The 19,338-nt window shown below is 73.8% G+C and carries 20 protein-coding genes and 1 pseudogene; 7 read left to right on the top strand and 14 right to left on the bottom strand.

The genetic code is table 11. From position 1 onward, the window contains the following. Nucleotides 1-21: 21 nt before the first annotated feature. The 4 genes from ACFWU6_RS24630 to ACFWU6_RS24615 all read left to right on the top strand — a co-directional run bounded on the left by ACFWU6_RS24630 (nucleotide 22) and on the right by ACFWU6_RS24615 (nucleotide 3,122). Nucleotides 22-1,104: a M4 family metallopeptidase gene (locus ACFWU6_RS24630; protein WP_383803805.1), complete on the top strand. Its 1,083-nt coding sequence runs from the start codon at nucleotides 22-24 to the stop codon at nucleotides 1,102-1,104. A 9-nt stretch (nucleotides 1,105-1,113) separates the two neighbouring features. Further along, on the top strand, nucleotides 1,114-1,413 hold the full coding sequence (locus ACFWU6_RS24625; protein WP_383803807.1) for a protealysin inhibitor emfourin: 300 nt from the start codon (nucleotides 1,114-1,116) through the stop codon (nucleotides 1,411-1,413). A gap of 27 nt (nucleotides 1,414-1,440) precedes the next feature. Beyond that, on the top strand, nucleotides 1,441-2,265 hold the full coding sequence (locus ACFWU6_RS24620) for a GNAT family N-acetyltransferase (RefSeq protein WP_383803809.1): 825 nt from the start codon (nucleotides 1,441-1,443) through the stop codon (nucleotides 2,263-2,265). 212 nt (nucleotides 2,266-2,477) lie between these two features. After that, on the top strand, nucleotides 2,478-3,122 hold the full coding sequence (locus tag ACFWU6_RS24615; RefSeq protein WP_383803863.1) for an SAM-dependent methyltransferase: 645 nt from the start codon (nucleotides 2,478-2,480) through the stop codon (nucleotides 3,120-3,122). Nucleotides 3,123-3,212: 90 nt separating this feature from the next. On the opposite strand, the gene era is transcribed toward ACFWU6_RS24615, so the two are convergent. Both era and ACFWU6_RS24605 read right to left on the bottom strand, forming a co-directional pair. Then, the gene (era, locus tag ACFWU6_RS24610; RefSeq protein ID WP_383803811.1) at nucleotides 3,213-4,163 is read right to left on the bottom strand and encodes a GTPase Era; all 951 of its coding nucleotides are present in this window, start codon (nucleotides 4,161-4,163) and stop codon (nucleotides 3,213-3,215) included. 242 nt (nucleotides 4,164-4,405) lie between these two features. Next, nucleotides 4,406-5,551, bottom strand: coding sequence for a GlxA family transcriptional regulator (locus tag ACFWU6_RS24605; protein WP_383983065.1), 1,146 nt, complete (start codon nucleotides 5,549-5,551; stop codon nucleotides 4,406-4,408). 49 nt (nucleotides 5,552-5,600) lie between these two features. On the opposite strand from ACFWU6_RS24605, the gene ACFWU6_RS24600 reads away from it, so the two are divergent. Next, nucleotides 5,601-6,911 (top strand): MFS transporter, encoded by a 1,311-nt coding sequence (locus ACFWU6_RS24600; protein ID WP_383983063.1) that lies wholly within the window; start codon nucleotides 5,601-5,603, stop codon nucleotides 6,909-6,911. Between the two features lie 116 nt (nucleotides 6,912-7,027). Here the strand turns inward: ACFWU6_RS24600 and ACFWU6_RS24595 are convergent, their stop codons facing one another. The 6 genes from ACFWU6_RS24595 to ACFWU6_RS24570 all read right to left on the bottom strand — a co-directional run bounded on the left by ACFWU6_RS24595 (nucleotide 7,028) and on the right by ACFWU6_RS24570 (nucleotide 12,097). After that, a complete protein-coding gene (locus ACFWU6_RS24595; RefSeq protein ID WP_383983061.1) occupies nucleotides 7,028-7,381 on the bottom strand; it encodes a cytidine deaminase in 354 nt (117 codons plus the stop codon). 115 nt (nucleotides 7,382-7,496) lie between these two features. Continuing rightward, the gene (locus tag ACFWU6_RS24590) at nucleotides 7,497-7,859 is read right to left on the bottom strand and encodes an MmcQ/YjbR family DNA-binding protein (protein ID WP_383803819.1); all 363 of its coding nucleotides are present in this window, start codon (nucleotides 7,857-7,859) and stop codon (nucleotides 7,497-7,499) included. After that, on the bottom strand, nucleotides 7,856-9,160 hold the full coding sequence (locus ACFWU6_RS24585; RefSeq protein WP_383983059.1) for a hemolysin family protein: 1,305 nt from the start codon (nucleotides 9,158-9,160) through the stop codon (nucleotides 7,856-7,858). Before ACFWU6_RS24585 ends, ACFWU6_RS24590 begins: the two co-directional genes overlap by 4 nt. Next, nucleotides 9,157-9,654 carry an rRNA maturation RNase YbeY gene (ybeY, locus tag ACFWU6_RS24580; RefSeq protein WP_383803823.1) on the bottom strand — a complete coding sequence of 166 codons (498 nt, stop codon included), beginning with the start codon at nucleotides 9,652-9,654 and terminating at the stop codon, nucleotides 9,157-9,159. The genes ACFWU6_RS24585 and ybeY overlap by 4 nt, the downstream gene beginning before the upstream one ends. 13 nt (nucleotides 9,655-9,667) lie before the next feature. Next, a complete protein-coding gene (locus tag ACFWU6_RS24575; RefSeq protein ID WP_383803825.1) occupies nucleotides 9,668-10,705 on the bottom strand; it encodes a PhoH family protein in 1,038 nt (345 codons plus the stop codon). Nucleotides 10,706-10,999: 294 nt separating this feature from the next. Then, complete coding sequence (locus tag ACFWU6_RS24570) at nucleotides 11,000-12,097, bottom strand: PfkB family carbohydrate kinase (RefSeq protein WP_383983057.1); 1,098 nt, start codon at nucleotides 12,095-12,097, stop codon at nucleotides 11,000-11,002. Nucleotides 12,098-12,290: 193 nt separating this feature from the next. Between ACFWU6_RS24570 and ACFWU6_RS24565 the strand changes: the two are divergent. Beyond that, nucleotides 12,291-12,587, top strand: a pseudogene (locus tag ACFWU6_RS24565) (MFS transporter); the annotation flags it as partial. Nucleotides 12,588-12,890: 303 nt separating this feature from the next. Here the strand turns inward: ACFWU6_RS24565 and ACFWU6_RS24560 are convergent. From ACFWU6_RS24560 to hrcA, 6 genes are all read right to left on the bottom strand, one after another. Further along, nucleotides 12,891-13,799 carry a ribonuclease Z gene (locus ACFWU6_RS24560; RefSeq protein ID WP_383803829.1) on the bottom strand — a complete coding sequence of 303 codons (909 nt, stop codon included), beginning with the start codon at nucleotides 13,797-13,799 and terminating at the stop codon, nucleotides 12,891-12,893. Between the two features lie 3 nt (nucleotides 13,800-13,802). Next, nucleotides 13,803-14,162, bottom strand: a complete 360-nt coding sequence (locus ACFWU6_RS24555) for a histidine triad nucleotide-binding protein (RefSeq protein ID WP_383803831.1) — start codon at nucleotides 14,160-14,162, stop codon at nucleotides 13,803-13,805. A 172-nt stretch (nucleotides 14,163-14,334) separates the two neighbouring features. Beyond that, nucleotides 14,335-15,078: a 16S rRNA (uracil(1498)-N(3))-methyltransferase gene (locus tag ACFWU6_RS24550; protein WP_383803833.1), complete on the bottom strand. Its 744-nt coding sequence runs from the start codon at nucleotides 15,076-15,078 to the stop codon at nucleotides 14,335-14,337. Next, entirely contained in the window at nucleotides 15,075-16,166 is a 1,092-nt protein-coding gene (locus ACFWU6_RS24545; RefSeq protein ID WP_383983055.1) for a nitronate monooxygenase, read from the bottom strand. The genes ACFWU6_RS24550 and ACFWU6_RS24545 overlap by 4 nt, the downstream gene beginning before the upstream one ends. A 143-nt stretch (nucleotides 16,167-16,309) precedes the next feature. Then, nucleotides 16,310-17,446 carry a molecular chaperone DnaJ gene (gene dnaJ, locus ACFWU6_RS24540; RefSeq protein WP_267718542.1) on the bottom strand — a complete coding sequence of 379 codons (1,137 nt, stop codon included), beginning with the start codon at nucleotides 17,444-17,446 and terminating at the stop codon, nucleotides 16,310-16,312. Continuing rightward, the gene (gene hrcA, locus ACFWU6_RS24535) at nucleotides 17,447-18,463 is read right to left on the bottom strand and encodes a heat-inducible transcriptional repressor HrcA (RefSeq protein ID WP_383983053.1); all 1,017 of its coding nucleotides are present in this window, start codon (nucleotides 18,461-18,463) and stop codon (nucleotides 17,447-17,449) included. It lies immediately after the preceding gene. 137 nt (nucleotides 18,464-18,600) lie between these two features. Between hrcA and ACFWU6_RS24530 the strand changes: the two genes are divergently transcribed. Further along, a complete protein-coding gene (locus ACFWU6_RS24530; RefSeq protein ID WP_383983052.1) occupies nucleotides 18,601-19,329 on the top strand; it encodes an MBL fold metallo-hydrolase in 729 nt (242 codons plus the stop codon). The last annotated feature ends 9 nt before the right edge of the window (nucleotides 19,330-19,338 follow it).

Below are 19,338 nucleotides of genomic sequence, written 5' to 3'. Positions count from 1 at the left end.
ACCCACTGCCACATTTCCCGCATGGACGCCTCCCGCTCTCACCCCCACCCCGTCTTCTGCACCGTCGTGCCGCCGCACCTTCTCGACCGCATCGCCCGGTCCCGGAACCCCCGCTTCGCCGATCTCGCCCGGCGCACCCTGGAGCGCGACTCCCTGCTGCGCACCCGCCGGCGGGTCACCGCCGTCCGGGGCGTCGCGCCCGCCCCGGACGCACTCCCCCCGGCCGCGCCCGCCACCGACGGACCGGACCGGACCGTCCACGACGCACAGCACCGCACCCGGCTGCCCGGCCTGAAGGTGCGCGGCGAGGGCGATCCGGCGGGTGACGACGTCACCGTCAACCGCGCGTACGCCGGGCTGGGGGCGACGTACGAGCTGTTCCTCCAGGGCTTCGGCCGGCACTCGATCGACGGCGCCGGGCTGCCGCTGGACGCGACCGTCCACTACGGCCGGGAGTACAGCAACGCCTTCTGGGACGGGCAGCAGATGGTCTTCGGCGACGGGGACGGGGAGCTCTTCCTGGACTTCACGGTGCCGGTGGACGTCATCGGGCACGAGCTGACGCACGGAGTCACCCAGTACACGGCGAACCTGGAGTACCACGGCCAGTCGGGCGCCCTGAACGAGTCCGTGTCGGACGTCTTCGGCTCCCTCATCAAGCAGTACGCGCTCGACCAGACGGCCGCCGAGGCGGACTGGCTGATCGGCGCCGGGCTGCTCGGACCCGCCGTCGACAGCGGCCTGGCGCTGCGCTCGATGAAGGCGCCCGGGACGGCCTACGAGGACGACGAGCTCGGCAAGGACCCGCAGCCGGCCACCATGGACGACTACGTCGAGACCGTCCGCGACAACGGCGGCGTGCACATCAACTCCGGCATCCCCAACCACGCCTTCTACATCGCGGCGTCCGAGCTGGGCGGCAGGGCCTGGGAGCGGGCCGGACAGGTCTGGTACGACACGCTGACCGGCGGGGAACTGGCCGCCGACGCCCGGTTCGCGGACTTCGCCGCCCTGACCGTCGCGGCGGCCGTCGCCCGGTACGGGGAGGGCGGCGCGGAGCACCGGGCGCTCCAGAAGGCGTGGTCGGCGGTCGGCCTGGGGTAGGAGGCGGACATGCGGATCTCAGTGGTGCGGACGGGCGGTTTCGCGGCGATCGAGCGGCGCGGCGAGGTGGACACCTCGGGGGCGCCGGACGAGGACGAGTGGCGGGCGCTGGCCGACCGGGCGCTGCGGCCCGACCCGGCGGGCGGCCCCGACCCGGGGGGCGATCCGGCGGGCGATCCGGCGGGCGAGGTCCGGGACGGCTTCTCCTACACCATCACCGTGGACGGCCGGACGGTGGCGTGCCGGGAGCCGCACCTCTCCGAGGCGCAGCGGTCGCTGGTCTCCCGCGTCCTAAAAGAGGGTGCCTGAGCAGGGGCGCTTTGCTTGGATGGCCCGATGACCGATCAGATGGCCGACCGCACCCTGTCCGAGCTGGAGCAGTACTACGACACCGTGCCGCGGGTGGGCGGGGCCCGGGCCGAGGACTTCGGGTCGCTGACCCTCTTCGTACAGGAGGGCGAGGGCTGGCAGTACTACGCCCGGCCCGCGCTCGGCGGCGTCGCGGGGGCCGCCCCGGCTGAGGTGGAGCGGGTGCTGGCCCGGCAGCGGGAGCTGGAAGTGCCCCAGTCCTTCGAGTGGGTGGCCGAAACCAGCCCCTGGCTGCGGGCCGCCGCCGAGGCGGCGGGGCTGGAGGTCCACGCGCACCCCCTGATGGTGCTGGACCCGGACTCGGCGCCGGTCCCCGCGCATCCGGAGGTCCGGCTGCTCGCCGCGGACGACCCGCTGCTGACGGCGGCGGTGACGGTCCCGGCCCTGGCCTTCGCGGCTCCGGGCACGGCGGTGGGCGAGGCCGGTCCGGCCGAGCTGGCCGCCGCCGCGGCCGGGCCGGACGCGGAGGCGGGCCGGGCCCGGGTGTCCGCGATGATCGCGTCGGGCCGCACCGTGATGGCGGCCGCCGTGCGGGACGGCGTGGTGCTGTGCGCGGGCCAGTACAACCCGGTGGGCGGCGTCGCCGAGGTCGTCGGCGTCGGCACCCTCCCGTCGGCCCGCCGCCAGGGCCTGGCCCTCGGGGTCACGGCGGCCCTGGTCGCACACGCCCTCGGGCGGGGGGCCCGTACGGTCTTCCTCTCGGCGGGCGACGAGGACGTGGCGCGCGTCTACGGGCGCATCGGTTTCCGCCGGGTGGCGACGGCACTGATCGCGGAGCCGCGGAACGGCTGATCCGCCGGACCGCTTCCGCGACGACGCCGCCCGCCGGACGCGGTTTGCCGGAACGGCAACGTAGTTTGCCCATCGGGCGGGCCGGGCGCAGCATCGGCGCTGTCACCGCAGTCCCGGTCGAGGAGGATCACGTGTCCGAGCAGCACCAGCACCAGCACCCCCGGCACCCCCGGCCCGAGAACGAGCACGCGCCCCCGCACGAGGACGCGCGGATCGCCGAGGGCGGGGAGGAGTACTGGGACGGCCGCTACCGCGAGAGCGAGCGGATCTGGAGCGGCGACGCCAATGCCGCCCTGGTCCGGGAGGTGGCCGCACTTCCCCCGGGCCGGGCGCTCGACCTCGGTTGCGGCGAGGGCGGCGACGCCGTGTGGCTGGCCCGGCGCGGCTGGCGGGTGACCGGGACGGACATCTCCGGAGTGGCGTTGGAGAAGGCGGCCGGGCACGCCGCCGAGGCGGGGGTGGCCGACCTCGTCGAGTGGCAGCGGCACGACCTGGCCGAGTCGTTCCCGGCGGGCGAGTTCGACCTGGTGTCCGCGTGCTTCCTGCACACGTACGGCGAGTTCCCGCGGGAACGGATTCTGCGCAGGGCTGCGGCCGCCGTGGCCCCGGGCGGGATCCTGCTGGTCGTCGGCCACGGCGGCTGGGCGCCCTGGCAGGAGAACCCGCACCCGGAGGTGCACTTCCCGACCCCGGACGAGGTGGTGGAGCAGCTGGAGCTGCCCGAGGGGGACTGGGAGGTGCTGGTGGCCGAGGAGCACGAGCGGGTCCAGACACAGCCCGACGGCACCCAGGGGATGCGCACGGACAACGCGGTCAAGGTCCGCAGGCTGCCCCGGCCCGCGTCCGCGCGGGCGTAGGGGGGACGGGAACGGGGCCCGTGCTCAGGCACGGGCCCCGTCCTCGTTCGGCGTCCGGGTGTTTCGGCGGCGGGTGTTCCGGCAGCCGGATCAGAAACCGAGCTTGCGGAGCTGCTTGGGGTCCCGCTGCCAGTCCTTGGCGACCTTCACGTGCAGATCGAGGAAGACCGGGGTGCCGAGCAGCGCCTCGATGTGCTTGCGCGACTTCATCCCGACCTCCTTCAGGCGGGCGCCCTTGGGGCCGATGATGATGCCCTTCTGGCTCGGCCGCTCGATGTAGACGTTGGCGTGGATGTCGAGCAGCGGCCGGTCCGCCGGGCGGTTCTCGCGCGGGATCATCTCCTCGACGACCACGGCGATGGAGTGCGGGAGCTCGTCGCGCACGCCCTCCAGGGCGGCCTCGCGGATCAGCTCGGCCACCATCACCATCTCGGGCTCGTCCGTGAGGTCGCCCTCCGGGTACAGCGGCGGGCTCTCGGGCAGCAGCGGCGCGATCAGGTCGGCCAGCAACTGGACCTGGCTGTCGCCGACGGCGGAGACCGGCACGATCTCGGCCCACTCGAAGCCGAGCTCGGCGGCGAGCTGGTGGATGGCCAGCAGCTGCTCGGCGAGCTGCTTGGACTCGACCAGGTCGGTCTTGGTCACGATCGCGATCTTGGGGGTCTTCTTGATCCCCGCGAGTTCCTTCGCGATGAACTTGTCGCCGGGGCCGAGCTTCTGGTCGGCCGGCAGGCAGAAGCCGATGACGTCGACCTCGGACCAGGTGCTGCGGACGACGTCGTTGAGACGCTCGCCGAGCAGGGTGCGCGGCTTGTGCAGGCCGGGCGTGTCGACGAGGACGAGCTGCGCGTCGGGGCGGTGCACGATGCCGCGGACGGTGTGGCGGGTGGTCTGCGGCCGGTTGGAGGTGATCGCGACCTTGGTGCCCACGAGTGCGTTGGTGAGGGTCGACTTGCCCGCGTTGGGGCGGCCGACGAAGCAGGCGAAGCCCGCACGGTGCGGGCTGGTGGACTCGGGGGAACGATCGCTCATACGGGCCATTCTCCCCGATGCCGCTCCCAGCGCCGACCAAGGCCCGGCCGCGAGGGCGCTCCCGCCCGCGACGAGGGGGACGGGCAGGGGGTGCCCGGTGTGTCCGGCACGGCCCTGAGCTGTGGTTCCGTCGGCCACGGCCCGTACGGTCAACCCGGCCGCCTCCGGAATCTCCACACCCGCCGGGACGACCCGCCCGGCCCACCCGGCCCCGGCACCCGGCCCGGGGGCACCTCCGCCCCGCCGCCCGCTCAGCCGCCCTCCCCGTCGTCTGCCCCGTCGTCCGCCCCCGCGGAGCGGAAGGTGCGCCGGTACGCCGTCGGGCTCACCCCGATCGCCGCCTGCACGTGCTTGCGCAGCGACTGGGCCGTCCCGAAGCCCGTCTCCCGCGCCACCTGCTCCACCGGCAGGTCGGTGCGCTCCAGCAGGCGCCGGGCCCGTTCCACGCGCTGCCCGGTGATCCACTGGCCGGGGCTGATCCCGGACTCCTCCCGGAAGCGGCGGGTGAAGGTCCGCACCGACATCGACTCCTGCCGGGCCAGCTCGGTCAGGCGCAGCGGCTCGTGCAGCCGGTCCAGTACGAAGGCGCGGGCCGCCGTGGTGCTGGCGAGCTGCGGCTCCGGCACCGGGCGCTCGATGAACTGCGCCTGACCGCCGTCCCGGTGGGGCGGTACGACGGTCCGCCGGGCGACGTCGTTGGCGACGGCCGCGCCGTGGTCCCGGCGCACGATGTGCAGGCACAGGTCGATGCCGGCGGCCACCCCCGCGGAGGTCAGCACGTCCCCGTCGTCGGTGTAGAGCACCCCGGGGTCCACCCGCACGGCCGGGAAGAGCCGCTGGAAGTGCTCGGCGCAGGCCCAGTGGGTGGTGGCCGGGCGGCCGTCGAGGTATCCCGCCGCGGCCAGCACGTAGCCGCCCGTGCAGATGGCGACGAGCCGGGTGCCGGGGCGGATGTGCGCGAGGGCGGCGGCGAGCTCCCCGTCCAGCCGTCCGTGCTCGTGCACCGGCCCCAGCTCGTACGAGGCCGGCACCACGATCGTGTCGGCGGTGGCCAGCAGCTCCGGCCCGTGCTCGACGTGGATCGCGAAGTCGGCGTCGGTGCGCACCTGCCCGGGGGCGAGCCCGCAGGTGAGGATCTCGTAGAGCGGCCGCCCCGACGGGTCCTTGGCGCGTCCGAAGATGCGGTGCGGGATGCCGAGCTCGAAGGGCAGCAGCCCGGTGAGGGCGAGGACCACGACGCGGTGCCGCGCGCGACCGTCCGGCCGCGGACCGGACCGCGCCGGCCGTTCCCCCTCCGGGCGTTCCCCCTCCGGGCGCTGCTCCGAGGGCTGCTGCGGGCGCTGTTCCGGGGGCTGCTGCTGCGCGGACGGCTCCATGGCCCGATCGTAGCGAAGCATGACAGTCAGGCCACTGTCTGCGGGGGTCCGGCGGCCGGAGACTGGCCGCGTGACCCAGACAGCCCCCGCCTCCACGGCCCTTCCGCCCGCCCCCCGTCCGGCGGGGCGCGTCCACCGCGCCTGGTTCGTCGCGGCCGTCGCCTTCGTGACGATCATCGGCGCCGCCGGCTTCGCCTCCCTGCCCGGACTGCTCATCGATCCGCTGCACACCGAGTTCGACTGGTCCCGCGGCACGATCGGCCTGGCCGTCTCCGTCAACATGGCCCTGTACGGGCTCACCGCCCCCTTCGCCGCCGCGCTGATGGACCGCTTCGGCATCCGCCGGGTCGTCGCGGTGGCCCTGCTCGTCATATCCGGCGGCTCGCTGGCCACCGTGTGGATGACCGCCTCCTGGCAACTGGTCCTGTTCTGGGGGGTGCTGGTGGGGCTGGGCAGCGGCTCGATGGCGCTCGCCTTCGCGGCGACGGTGACCCACCGCTGGTTCACCGCCCGGCGCGGGCTGGTCACCGGCGTCCTGACCGCGGCCGGGGCGTCCGGACAGCTGATCTTCCTGCCGTTGCTCGCCTGGCTGGTGGAGCACCACGGCTGGCGTCCGGCGGCGGTGACGGTCTCGGCGGCGGCGGTCGCCGTCGTCCCGTTCGTGTGGCTGCTGCTGCGCGACCATCCCGCGGACGTGGGCCTCGCGCCGTACGGCGGGGTGTACGCCGCCAAGCCCGCGCCCGTCCCGGGAGCCGCGCGCCGGGCCGTGGCGGTGCTGTTCAAGGCGGCGCGGACGGGCCCGTTCTGGCTGCTGGCCGGCACCTTCGCCATCTGCGGCGCCTCCACGAACGGCCTGGTGCGGACCCACTTCGTACCGGCGGCACACGACCACGGGATGCCGGTGACGGCAGCGGCCGGGCTGCTCGCGGTGATCGGCGTGTTCGACGTGGTCGGCACGGTGGCCTCGGGCTGGTTCACGGACCGCTTCGAGGCCCGGCGGCTGCTGGCCGTCTACTACGCCCTGCGGGGGGTCTCGCTGCTGTTCCTGCCGATGCTGCTGGCCCCGTCCGTCCGCCCGCCGCTGATCTTCTTCATCGTCTTCTACGGCCTGGACTGGGTCGCGACCGTCCCGCCGACGATCGCACTGTGCCGGCAGCAGTACGGGGACGACGGCGCGATCGTCTTCGGCTGGGTGCTGGCCTCGCACCAGATCGGCGCGGCGGTGGTGGCCTTCCTCGGCGGCCTCGCGCGGGACGCCTTCGGCTCCTACGACGTGGTCTGGTACGCCTCCGGGGCGCTGTGCGCGGTGGCCGCCCTGATGGCGATGGTGATCCGCCGGACCCCCGCGCACCCCGCGCCGCCGCCGCCCGCGCCGGCCTGACCCCCTCGGCCGGGCCAGGAGCCGGGCCCCCCGGAGCCGGGGCGGGCGAACGGCCGCGCGGGGCCGGTCGGCATCAGCCGGCCGGGGGCGGCTTCCGCCCGCCGGGCCGGTCGGCGTCAGCCCGCCGGGGTGGTCGACTTCAGGGTGCCGTCCGGGCCGGCCAGCAGGACCGGGGTGTCCGGGCCGCCGAGGTCGCGTACGGCCGCCCGGTCGGCCGGGGCCGGGGAATCAGCCGTACTGACGACGGCGGCGGCCTCCAGGGACCGCGCCCCGCTGGCCACGGCCATCGCAACGGCGGTCTGCAGCGCGCTGAGCTTCAGGGAGTCGAGCTCCACCGTTCCGGCGACGTAGGTGCGGCCCGTCTCGTCGCGCACCGCCGCCCCCTCGGGCACGCCGTTGCGGGCCCTGGCACTGCGCGCCAGCGTGATGATCTTGCTGTCCTCGGGGTCGATCCCGGTGCTGTCGGTCATGGGCGGAAGCATAGGGAGCGTCCGGGCCACGCCGCACGACGACCCCGCCCGGACGCTTCCCCTCCCCTGCGGTGACCGCACGCCCGCACCCCCGGGCCGGTCCCGCGCACCCGTCCTACGGGCGGTCGAGGCGCAGTCGCTCCGCCTTCGGCAGGCCCGCCACCACGAGGTCGTACGAGTCCTCGACCAGCTCCCGCACCAGCGCGTCCGGCAGCCCGCCCGGCCCGCCCACCGTGACGGTGTTCCAGTGCCGCTTGTTCATGTGGTAGCCCGGCACGATCGCCGCGTGCTCCTCCCGGAGCCGCACCGCGAGCTCCGGTTCGCACTTGAGGTTCACCTTCAGCGGCTCCGCGTCCAGCGCGCTGAGGGCGAAGACCTTGCCCAGCACCTTGAAGACCGAGGTCTCCGGCGTGAAGGGGAACTCCTCCACCGCCGCGTTGAAACCCAGGCAGAGCGCGCGCAGCCGCGCCGGGGTCATTCGCCCTCCTCGCCTTCGCCGGCCGACGGGTCGACCGGCTCCACGAGTACCGTCACGATCTTGTTGCGCCGGCCCGCCGGGGACTCGGCGGTCAGCCGCAGCGGACGCCCGTCCGGCAGCTCCACCATCGCCGAGGCACCCGTGATCGGGACCCGGCCCAGCGCCTTGGCCAGCAGCCCGCCGACCGTCTCGACGTCCTCGTCGTCGAAGGCCTCGACCTTGAACAGCTCGCCGAGGTCGGTGATGTCCAGGCGGGCCGTGACGCGGTAGCGGTCGCCGCCCAGGTCCTCGACCGGCGGGAGCTCCCGGTCGTACTCGTCGGTGATCTCACCGACGATCTCCTCGAGGATGTCCTCGATGGTGACGATGCCGGCCGTGCCGCCGTACTCGTCGATGACGACCGCCACGTGGTTGCGCACCGACTGCATCTCGCGCAGCAGGTCGCCCGCGTTCTTGGTGTCGGGCACGAAGAGGGCCGGGCGCATGGCCGTCGAGACCAGGTCGGACTCCGCCTCGCGGCTGATGTGCGTCTTGCGGACCAGGTCCTTCAGGTAGACGATCCCGACGATGTCGTCCTCGTTCTCCCCGGTCACCGGGATGCGCGAGAAGCCGGACCGCAGCGCGAGCGTGGTCGCCTGACGGATCGTCTTGTAGCGCTCTATGCAGACCAGGTCGGTGCGCGGCACCATCACCTCGCGCACCAGGGTGTCGCCGAGCTCGAAGACCTGGTGCACCATCCGGCGCTCGTCGTCCTCGATCAGCGACTCCTTCTCCGCCAGATCCACCATCGCGCGCAGCTCGGCCTCGGAGGCGAACGGCCCCTTGCGGAAGCCCTTCCCGGGCGTGAGCGCGTTGCCGATGAGGATCAGCAGCTGCGGGATCGGCCCCATGACCCGGGCCAGCGGCACGAGGACGTACGCGGAGGCCGTCGCGGTGTTCAGGGGGTGCTGGCGGCCGATCGTGCGGGGGGAGACGCCCACCGCGACGAAGGAGACGAGCACCATGACGCCGATCGCGACCAGCAGCGCGGTCCAGTTGTCGCCGAACTCGTCGAGGCAGACGTACGTGACCAGTGCGCCCGCCGCCATCTCGCAGGTGACGCGGACGAGCAGCGCCACGTTGAGGTAGCGCGTCGGGTCGGAGGCCACCTGGGCCAGCTTGCCGCTGCCGCGGCGGCCCTCGCGCACGGCCTGCTCGGCGCGGAAGCTGGAGATCCGGGCGAGCCCGGACTCGGCGCAGGCCGCGAACCAGGCCACGACCACGAGCAGGACCGCGCCGGTGATCAGCTGGGGCGCGTTCACGAGACGGTCGGGGCCGGGGACGGGCCGGTGATGCCGCGCTCGGCGCGCCAGCCGTCGACGATGGCCGCCTGGAGGCCGAACATCTCGGCCTTCTCGTCCGGCTCCTCGTGGTCGTACCCGAGCAGGTGCAGCACCCCGTGGACGGTCAGGAGCTGGAGCTCCTCGTCCATGGAGTGCTGCGTCGCGGCTTCCTCGCCCTGCTTCTTGGCGACCTCGGGGCAGAGCACGATGTCACCGAGGAGTCCCTGCGGGGGCTCCTCCTCGTCCTTCGCCGGCGGACGGAGCTCGTCCATCGGGAACGACATGACGTCGGTGGGTCCGGGCAGGTCCATCCACTGGATGTGGAGCTGCTCCATCGCCCCCTCGTCGATCACGATGACGGAGAGCTCGGAGAGCGGGTGGATCCGCATCCGGGCGAGCGCGTAGCGGGCGATGTCGAGGATCGCCTGCTCGTCGACCTCGGTTCCGGACTCGTTGTTGACGTCGATCGACATGGTGCGCTGGGGTCTACTTCCGCTGATGGCCGCCCGGGGCCGGCCGGCTCTCGTCGTACTTCTCGTACGCGTCGACGATACGGCCGACCAGCTTGTGCCGGACGACATCCTCGGACGTGAGCCGCGAGAAGTGGACGTCCGGCACGCCCTCCAGGATGTCCTGGACCTGCCGCAGGCCGGACTTGGCCCCGCCGGGGAGGTCGACCTGCGTCACATCGCCGGTGACGACGATCTTCGAGTCGAAGCCGAGCCGGGTCAGGAACATCTTCATCTGCTCGGTGGTGGTGTTCTGCGCCTCGTCGAGGACGACGAACGCCTCATTGAGCGTGCGACCCCTCATGTATGCCAGCGGCGCCACCTCGATCGTGCCCGCGGCCATCAGGCGCGGGATCGAGTCGGGGTCGATCATGTCGTGCAGCGCGTCGTAGAGCGGGCGCAGGTACGGGTCGATCTTGTCGAAGAGGGTGCCCGGCAGGAAGCCGAGCCGCTCCCCCGCCTCGACGGCCGGCCGGGTCAGGATGATCCGGCTGACCTGCTTGGACTGGAGCGCCTGGACGGCCTTGGCCATGGCGAGGTAGGTCTTTCCGGTACCGGCGGGGCCGATGCCGAAGACGATCGTGTTCTTGTCGATCGCGTCGACGTACCGCTTCTGGTTCAGCGTCTTGGGGCGGATGGTGCGGCCGCGGCTGGAGAGGATGTTCTGGGTCAGCACCTCGGCGGGCGTCTCCTGCGGACCGCCGCCGTTGCCGCTGGCCTTGAGCATGCCGATCGACCGTTCCACTGCGTCCTCCGTCATCGGCTGCCCGGTGCGGAGCACCAGCATCATCTCGTCGAACAGGCGCTGGATCAGGGCGACTTCCGCCGCTTCGCCGACCGCGCTGACCTGATTGCCCCGCACATGGATGTCGGCCTTCGGAAAGGCCCTCTCGATCACGCGCAACAGGGCGTCGCCCGAGCCGAGCACCGTGACCATCGGATGGGTCGCGGGGACGGTGAAGTGGGCGCGCGCCTGGCCCGGCGCCGGGGTATGGGATGTCGGTGTCTGAGTCATGGGCCGGCACTGTGGCCTGCACATACCTCCCGCTGAGGGGCCGCGCCGATCGCCGACCTCGGACTACCAAGCCTACGTCGCCGCCGCACCTTCCCCGAGGGGTTTTAGGCCAGGTCCGCCGGGGGGCCGCCGTTGGGCGCCGGACCGGCCCCCGGCCCCCGGCCCGCGGACGGGGACGGCGCGGTTCGACGGGGGCCGGGGGCCGGGGGCCGGGTGCGGCGCCCGGCCGGGTGCGGCGCCCGGTCCGGTGCGGGGTGCCCGGCCCGCCCGTCGCCGTACCCCGCCCGGCAGGGCCTACGCGGAGTGGCGGAAGCCGATCGTCGGTACGGCCCGCCGCCGGGCCGCCGGGGTGGTGCCCGGCGGCATCAGCTCGTCCAGGAACGCGTACGGACCGCGCAGCTCCCGCGGCGCGGCGTGCCACCAGTGGGCCACCTCCGGCCAGCCCGGCGCCGACAGGGAGCCGCCGAACTCCTGGACCGACAGCGCCGCCGTCAGCCCCGCGAAGGCCAGCCGGTCCGCCAGCGGCCAGCCCGCCAGGGTCCCGGTGACGAAGCCCGCCACGTACACGTCGCCCGCGCCCGTCGGGTCGAGCGCGTCCACGGCGATCCCCGGGACCCGCGCCGTCTCCCCGGTACGGCCGTCCACCGCGTACGAACCCTCCGCGCCCATCGTCACCACCGCGATCGGCACCTTCTCGGCCAACGCCCGCGCCGCGGCGAGCGGACAGTCGGTCCGCGTGTACCGCATCGCCTCCCCCGCGTTCGGCAGGAAGGCCTCGCAGTGCTCCAGGTCGGCCAGTGCCCCCAGGTCCCAGCGGCCGCTCTCGTCCCACCCCACGTCGGCGAAGACCCGCGACCCGCGCCGCGCCGCCTCGGCGATCCACTCCTCACCGCGGCCGGGCCCCAGTGACGCGACGGCCGCGCGGGCCAGCGGCGGACACCGCGGGAACGGCCCGGGGCCCGAGGGGAGCGGTGCCTCGTGGCCGTGCGAGACCATCGTGCGCTCGCCCTCGTACGCCATCGAGACCGTGACCGGGCTGTGCCAGCCGGGGATCGTGCGCGACATCGACAGGTCGATGCCCTCGCCCTGCTCCAACGCGTCCCAGCAGTACTCGCCGTAGTGGTCGTCCCCGAAGGCGGCGGCCAGGGAGGTGCGCAGGCCGAGGCGGGCCAGGGCGGTGGCCATGTTGGCGACGCCGCCGGGGCTCGATCCCATGCCCCGCGCCCAGGACTCCGTGCCCCGCACCGGAGCCGAGTCGAGGCCGGTGAAGATGATGTCGAGGAAGACCGTTCCGGTCAGGAAGACGTCGCAGCCGGGTTCCTGGGGGTCGCGCAGCGGGCCGAGCGGGTCCACGGCGGCTGAGCGGCTGTCGATGCTGTCCCTACTGGTCACGGTGTACTCCCCGTTGCTCTTGGAGGGTCGTTTCTGCGCGCGGGTGTTCGGTGGAAAGCTGCCAGCTCTGCCCGCTCCGGACGGTACCAAAACCCAGTGTGGCGCAGATCACCACAGGAGCGCTCTTCTCCTCAACTCGGGCCGCTCGATAGACAGGGGCCCCGCTCATTCTGCGGCGGCTCCCCCGCACCACGAGGCCGCGGGCTTCCCCGGCATGGGGCTGGTCCTGGGCGGGCTGCTGCTGGCCGTGGCCGGGCCGATGGCCGCCGTGGCCCTGCACGCGGGCGGGCGCCCGCTGACCGCCGGGTCCGTCCGCCGGCGCGGCGGCGCCCCCGCCGCGGTCCTGGCGGCCGGTGCGGGCACCCCGTCGGGCGCGGTGCCGCGCGTGGGCGCCGTGGAGCTGGAGGTCGCGGAGATCCGGCTCCGCCGCGCCCCCCGCCGGACCCTGCTGCGCTCCCCGGCGGCCCGCCGTCCCCGCCAGCGGGCCTGACGGCGGTCCACGGCTCCGGCCCGCCCCGCCCGGGGGCGCACGCACCGCCGGGAAACCGCGCGGGAGCGACCGGTCCCGCCGGCTCCGGCACGAAAACCCGGCCCGGGAACCAACCGCAGCGCCCGGCCCCGCCGGGTCCACGGACCCCGCCGGGGCATCGGCACGGCAACCCGGCACGGGGAGCGGGCCCGAAGACCGGCACGACGGCGCCGGGCCCCGCCCCGCCCCGCCTACGGCCCCCGCCGACTCCGGCACGGCAACCCGGCACGGGAACCGGCACGACGGCGCCCGGCCCCGCCGGGGCTACGGACCCCGCCGGGGCATCGGCACCCGGGCCAGGTCCGCCGCCACCGTCAGCTCCCCTTCGAATCCCGCCGCCCTCGCCTGCCGCTCGAACTCCGAGGGGTCGGAGTACCGCTGCGAGAAGTGCGTGAGCACCAGGTGCCGCACGCCCGCCTCCCGTGCCACCCGCGCCGCCTGACCCGCGGTCAGGTGTCCGTGGTCGGTGGCCAGCCGGACGTCCTCGTCGAGGAAGGTCGACTCGATCACGAGCATGTCGCAGCCCGCGGCGAGCTCCGCCACCCCGTCGCACAGCCTGGTGTCCATGACGAAGGCGAACCGCTGGCCGGTCCTGGTCTCGCTGACCATGTCCAGGGTGGTCTCCCCGAGGCGCCCCTCCCGCTGGAGCCGCCCCACATCCGGTCCCTTGATCCCGTGCCGCGCGAGCAGCTCCGGCACCATCCGCCGGCCGTCCGGTTCGGTGAGCCGGTAGCCGAAGGACTCCACCGGATGCGAGAGCGGACGCGCCTCCAGCGTGTACGAGTCCTCCCGCGCCAGGACCCCGCCCCCGGCCACGGGCTCCTCGCGCAGCGCCACCGTCTCCCGGTAGGCCGTCGCGTACCGCAGCCGGTCGAAGAACTGCTGCCCGGACGCCGGGTAGTGCGCGGTCACCGGGTGCGGGACCCGGTCCAGGTTGATCCGCTGGATCACCCCGGCCAGCCCCAGGCTGTGGTCGCCGTGGAAGTGCGTGACGCAGATCCGGTTGATGTCGTGCGCGGCCACCCCGGCCCGGAGCATCTGGCGCTGGGTGCCCTCGCCCGGGTCGAAGAGGATGCCCTGCCCGTCCCAGCGCAGCAGGTAGCCGTTGTGGTTGCGGTGGCGGGTGGGCACCTGGCTGGCGGTGCCCAGCACCACGAACTCGCGTACGGACACGCTCTATCCGGGGGGCCACTCGAGGCCGCGGCCCCCGAGGACGTGCGCGTGCGCGTGGAAGACGGTCTGGCCGGCGCCGGCGCCGGTGTTGAAGACGATCCGGTAGCCCTGGCCGTCGACCTTCTCGTCGGCCGCGACCTGCCCGGCCTCGCGCAGCACGTCGGCGGCGATCCCCGGCTCGGCGGCGGCGAGCGAGGCCGCGTCCGGATAGTGCGCCTTGGGGATGACGAGCACGTGCGTCGGCGCCTTCGGGGTGATGTCCCGGAAGGCGAGGGTGGTCTCGGTCTCCCGGACCACGGTCGCCGGGACGTCCCCTGTGACGATCTTGCAGAACAGGCAGTCGGCCTGCGGTTCCCCGGCCATTGGTGCGCCTTTCGTGACGGTGATCGGTCCGGGCATCGTATCCAGCCCGGGTCCGTCCAGGACGAGCGGCCGCTGCCGAGGAGCCGCGGCCGCGCGAGCTATGGCCGCGCGAGCTACGGCTCGCGCAGACCGCGGCCCCCGCGGACTGCCGCCCGCCCGCGCGACCCGAGCGTCAGGACCAGCGCCCCGTGCGCGCGAGCAGGACCGCCGTCGCCGCGGTGCCCGCCGTGGAGGTGCGCAGGACCGAGCGCCCCAGCCGGTACGGGTGGGCGCCAGCCGCGGCGAACGCCGCGAGCTCCTCCGGGGACACCCCGCCCTCCGGGCCGACCACCAGCACGACGGAGCCCGCCTCCGGGAGGGCCGCCGCGGCCAGGGCCTCGGAGGGGGTGTCGCGGTCCTCGTGGAGGACCATCGCCAGGTCGGCGTCGGCCAGCAGCCCCGCCACCTGCTTGGTGGACAGGGCCTCCGCCACCTCCGGGAAGCGGACCCGGCGCGACTGCTTGCCCGACTCGCGGGCCGTGGCCCGCCACTTGGCCAGCGACTTGGCGCCCCGGTCGCCGCGCCACTGCGTGATGCAGCGCGAGGCCTGCCACGGCACGATCGCGTCCACGCCCGTCTCGGTCATGGTCTCGACGGCCACCTCGCCGCGGTCGCCCTTGGGCAGGGCTTGGACCACGGTGATCCGGACGGCCGGCTCGGCTTCCTCGAAGACGCCGGACACGGTCACGACCAGCCGGTCCTTGCCCTCGGCCGCCTTCACCACGGCCTCGGCCCAGCGCCCCCGGCCGTCCGCGAGGACGACGGCCTCGCCCGGGTTCAGCCGCTTGACCGACACCGCGTGCCGGCCCTCCGGGCCGTCCAGGACGAACTCCGGCCCCGCGGGGACCTCTTCGACCACGAACACCGGGGCGGTCATGACGCACTCCTCATCTGCATGGCTTTCAACGTGCTCTGCGCCTCGGCCAGTTCGGCCGCCAGCACCTCCATCAGCTCCCCGGCCGGCAGCCTCCGCGCCAGCCGGTGGCCCTGGCCCGCCCACAGGGCCATGCCCTGCGGGTCCCCGGCCGCGGCGGCCGCCTTGCGCAGCCCCGAGGTCAGGTGGTGGACCTGCGGGTACGCGGCCGGGGCGTACGGTCCGTGCTCGCGCATGAACCGGTTGACCAGCCCCCGCGCGGGCCGCCCGGAGAACGCCCGGGTCAGCTCCGTCCGGACGAACAGCGGGTCCGTGAGCGCCTTCTTGTGCAGCGGGTGCGCGCCCGACTCCGGGCACGCCAGGAAGGCCGTCCCGAGCTGGGCCGCCACCGCGCCGGCCGTGAGCAGCGCCGCGATCTGCGAGCCGCGCATCAGGCCGCCCGCCGCGATGATCGGCAGGGCGACGGACTCCCGTACCTGGGCCACCAGCGCGAGCAGCCCGACGGACGCGGTGCCGTCGGCCTGCGGGTCGTCCCAGTGGGTGCCCTGATGCCCGCCGGCCTCCACGCCCTGGACGCAGAGCGCGTCGGCGCCCACCTCCTGCGCACTGCGGGCCTCGTCCACGGAGGTCACGGTGACCACCGTGTACGTACCGGCCTGGCGCAGGGCGGTGAGCGCGGCGCCGGACGGGCAGCCGAAGGTGAAGGAGACGACCGGCACCGGGTCTTCGAGGAGGATGGCGAGCTTGGCGTCGTAGCCGTCGTCGCAGGTGCCGATGATGTCGTCGTCGGCGAGGGAGACCCCGTACCAGTTCGCCTCGCCGGCCAGCTGTCCCCGGTAGGCCTCGACGGCGGCCGGGTCCACGTGCCCGGTCTGCGGCAGGAAGAGGTTGACGCCGAAGGGGCGCCGCGTGAGCGCGCGCACCTGCTTGATCTCCTGGTACATGCCGTCGGCGGTCTTGTATCCGCCGGCCAGGAAGCCCAGTCCGCCCGCCTCGCACACGGCCGCGGCGAGCGGCGGGCACGAAGCGCCGCCCGCCATGGGAGCCTGCACGATCGGATACGGGGAGAGACCGTTCGGTGCGGTGGACATGGACTGCATCGTGCCATGTCCGGCTCATCGCACCGAATCACGGCATTCGCCTGGCATAGTCCGCTTCCCGGCCGGCCCGGGAGGATGCGGCGAGCCCGGCCGGGGTCGTCCCCGGCCGGGCTCGTACGCAGGTCGCGGGCGCGTCAGCGGCCGTTGAAGGCGTCCTTCAGCCGGCTGAAGAGACCCTGCTGCCCGGGCGCGAACTGTCCCGTCGGCCGCTCCTCGCCGCGCAGCTTGGCCAGCTGGCGCAGCAGCTCCTCCTGCTGGGCGTCGAGCTTGCTCGGGGTGGTGACCTCGACGTGCACGATCAGGTCGCCGCGCCCGCCGCCGCGCAGGTGCGTGACGCCGCGCCCGTGCAGCGGGATCGCCTGGCCGGACTGGGTGCCGGGCCGGATGTCGATCTCCTCCAGGCCGTCCAGCGTCTCCAGCGGGCACTTGGTGCCCAGTGAGGCCGCCGTCATCGGGATGGTGACCGTGCAGTGCAGATCGTCCCCGCGGCGCTGGAACGTCGAGTGCGGCAGCTCGTGGATCTCCACGTACAGATCGCCGGCGGGACCGCCGCCGGGGCCGACCTCGCCCTCGCCCGCGAGCTGGATGCGGGTGCCGTTCTCGACGCCGGCCGGGATCTTGACCGTCAGGCTGCGACGGGAGCGGACCCGGCCGTCGCCCGCGCACTCGGGGCAGGGCGTCGGGACGACGGTGCCGAAGCCCTGGCACTGCGGGCAGGGGCGCGAGGTCATGACCTGGCCCAGGAAGGACCGGGTGACCTGCGAGACCTCACCGCGGCCGCGGCACATGTCACACGTCTGCGCCGAGGTGCCGGGTGCGGCGCCCTCGCCGGAGCAGGTGGTGCACACGACGGCCGTGTCGACCTGGATGTCCTTGGTCGTCCCGAAGGCCGCCTCGTCCAGCTCCAGGTCCAGGCGGATCATGGCGTCCTGGCCCCGGCGGGTCCGTGAGCGCGGGCCGCGCTGCTGGCTCTGGCCGAAGAAGGCGTCCATGATGTCGGAGAAGTTGCCGAAGCCACCCGCCCCGAAACCGCCCGCGCCGCCGCCGCCCGAGGAGGACAGCGGATCGCCGCCGAGGTCGTAGACCTGCTTCTTCTGCGGGTCCGAGAGCACCTCGTACGCCGCGTTGATCTCCTTGAAACGCTCTTGCGTCTTGGGATCGGGGTTCACATCCGGGTGCAGCTCGCGCGCAAGCCGCCGGAATGCCTTCTTGATCTCGTCCTGGGAGGCGTCGCGGCGCACGCCGAGAACGGCGTAGTAGTCCGTGGCCACTTACGACTCCGCCAGGATCTGTCCGACGTAACGTGCCACTGCGCGTACCGCTCCCATCGTTCCGGGGTAATCCATGCGGGTCGGTCCGACCACGCCGAGTTTGGCGACGGATTCGCCGCCCGAACCGTAACCGACCGAGACGACGGACGTGGAGTTCAGTCCCTCGTAGGCATTCTCATGCCCGATCCGTACGGCCATTCCCGACTCACTGGCCTCGCCCAGCAGCTTGAGGAGCACGACCTGCTCCTCCAGCGCCTCGAGCACCGGCCTGATCGTCAGGGGAAAATCGTGTCCGAAGCGGGTGAGATTGGCGGTTCCGCCGATCATCAGCCGCTCTTCGGCCTCCTCGACCAGGGTTTCGAGGAGCGTCGCGAGCACGGTGGAAACCGTGCCGCGGTCCTCCGCCTCGAAGGATTCGGGCAGGTCCTGGACGAGCGGGGGCACATCGGTGAAGCGGCGCCCGACGACGCGGCTGTTGAGCCGGGCCCGCAGGTCCGCGAGCGAGGTGTCCGCGAAAGGGGCCTGGCAGTCGATGAGCCGCTGCTCGACGCGCCCGGTGTCCGTGATCAGTACGAGCATCAGCCGGGCCGGGGCCAGCGACAGCAGCTCGACGTGGCGCACGGTGGAGCGCGTCAGCGAGGGGTACTGGACGACGGCGACCTGCCGGGTGAGCTGCGCGAGCAGCCGCACCGTGCGGCCGACCACGTCGTCGAGGTCCACGGCGCCGTCGAGGAAGTTCTGGATGGCCCGGCGCTCGGGGGTCGACAGCGGTTTGACCCCCGCCAGCCGGTCGACGAAGAGCCGGTAGCCCTTGTCCGTGGGGATGCGGCCGGCGCTGGTGTGGGGCTGGGCGATGTAGCCCTCCTCCTCCAGCACGGCCATGTCGTTGCGCACGGTGGCGGGCGAGACGCCGAGCCGGTGCCGCTCGGTCAGCGCCTTGGAGCCGACCGGCTCCTCCGTCCCGACGTAGTCCTGGACGATGGCGCGCAGGACTTCGAGTCTGCGTTCACTGAGCATCGCGCACACCTCCAGCTGTGGTCCGTTGCCGCGGTCGTTTGGCACTCTGGGAGTTCGAGTGCCAGAGATCCCCCGCTCAGTGTACGGCCGGGTGGTCAGACCCTGGCAAGGGCGGCCCGCCAAGGTAGCGTCGCCGCATGGACGTGCGTTGGGAAGAGGCGGGCTGGGAACGGCTGACCGGACGGACCGGACGGCGCCGCCTTCCGGTGTGGGACTGCACGGTGGGGCTGGTGGTGGGCGACGACGCGGTGCTCCTCGTCGACCCGGGCTCGTCCCTGCGGGAGGGCGCCCGGGTCCGCGCGGAGGCGGAGCGCCTGACGGGCCGGCGCGTGACCCATATCGCATTCACGCACGGTCATTTCGATCACGTGCTGGGTGCGGCCGCCTTCTCCGGGGCCGAGGTGTACGCGGCGGTCGGGCTGGACTCCGTACTGGACAACACCGGGCGCGAGCAGCTGCGGCAGTCCGCCGTGGGGCACGGTCTCGCGGAGGCGGAGGCGGCGCAGGCCGTGGAGGTGCTGGTGCTCCCCCGGCACCCGGTGTCCGGCGAGTGGACGCTGGAGCTGGGCGGGGTGCGGGTGCTGCTGGCCAATGTGGGACCGGGGCACACGGGGCACGACCTGGCGGTCTTCGTGCCGGGCGAGCGGGAGGTGGCCTTCTGCGGGGACCTGGTCGAGGAGTCCGGCGAGCCGCAGGCGGGCCGGGACGCCGTGCCGTCGCGCTGGCCCGAGGCACTGGACCGGGTGCTCGCCCTCGGCGGTGACGACGCCCTGTACGTGCCGGGTCACGGAGCGGTGGTCGACGCGGCGTTCGTCCGCGTGCAACGCGCCGCACTGGCCGTGCGTTTCGGCGTGTCGGGGGCGTGAGCGCCGCGG

It is taken from the genome of Streptomyces sp. NPDC058674 (assembly GCF_042716505.1).
Classification (GTDB): domain Bacteria; phylum Actinomycetota; class Actinomycetes; order Streptomycetales; family Streptomycetaceae; genus Streptomyces.
This window is presented reverse-complemented; position numbering and strand designations above follow the sequence as displayed.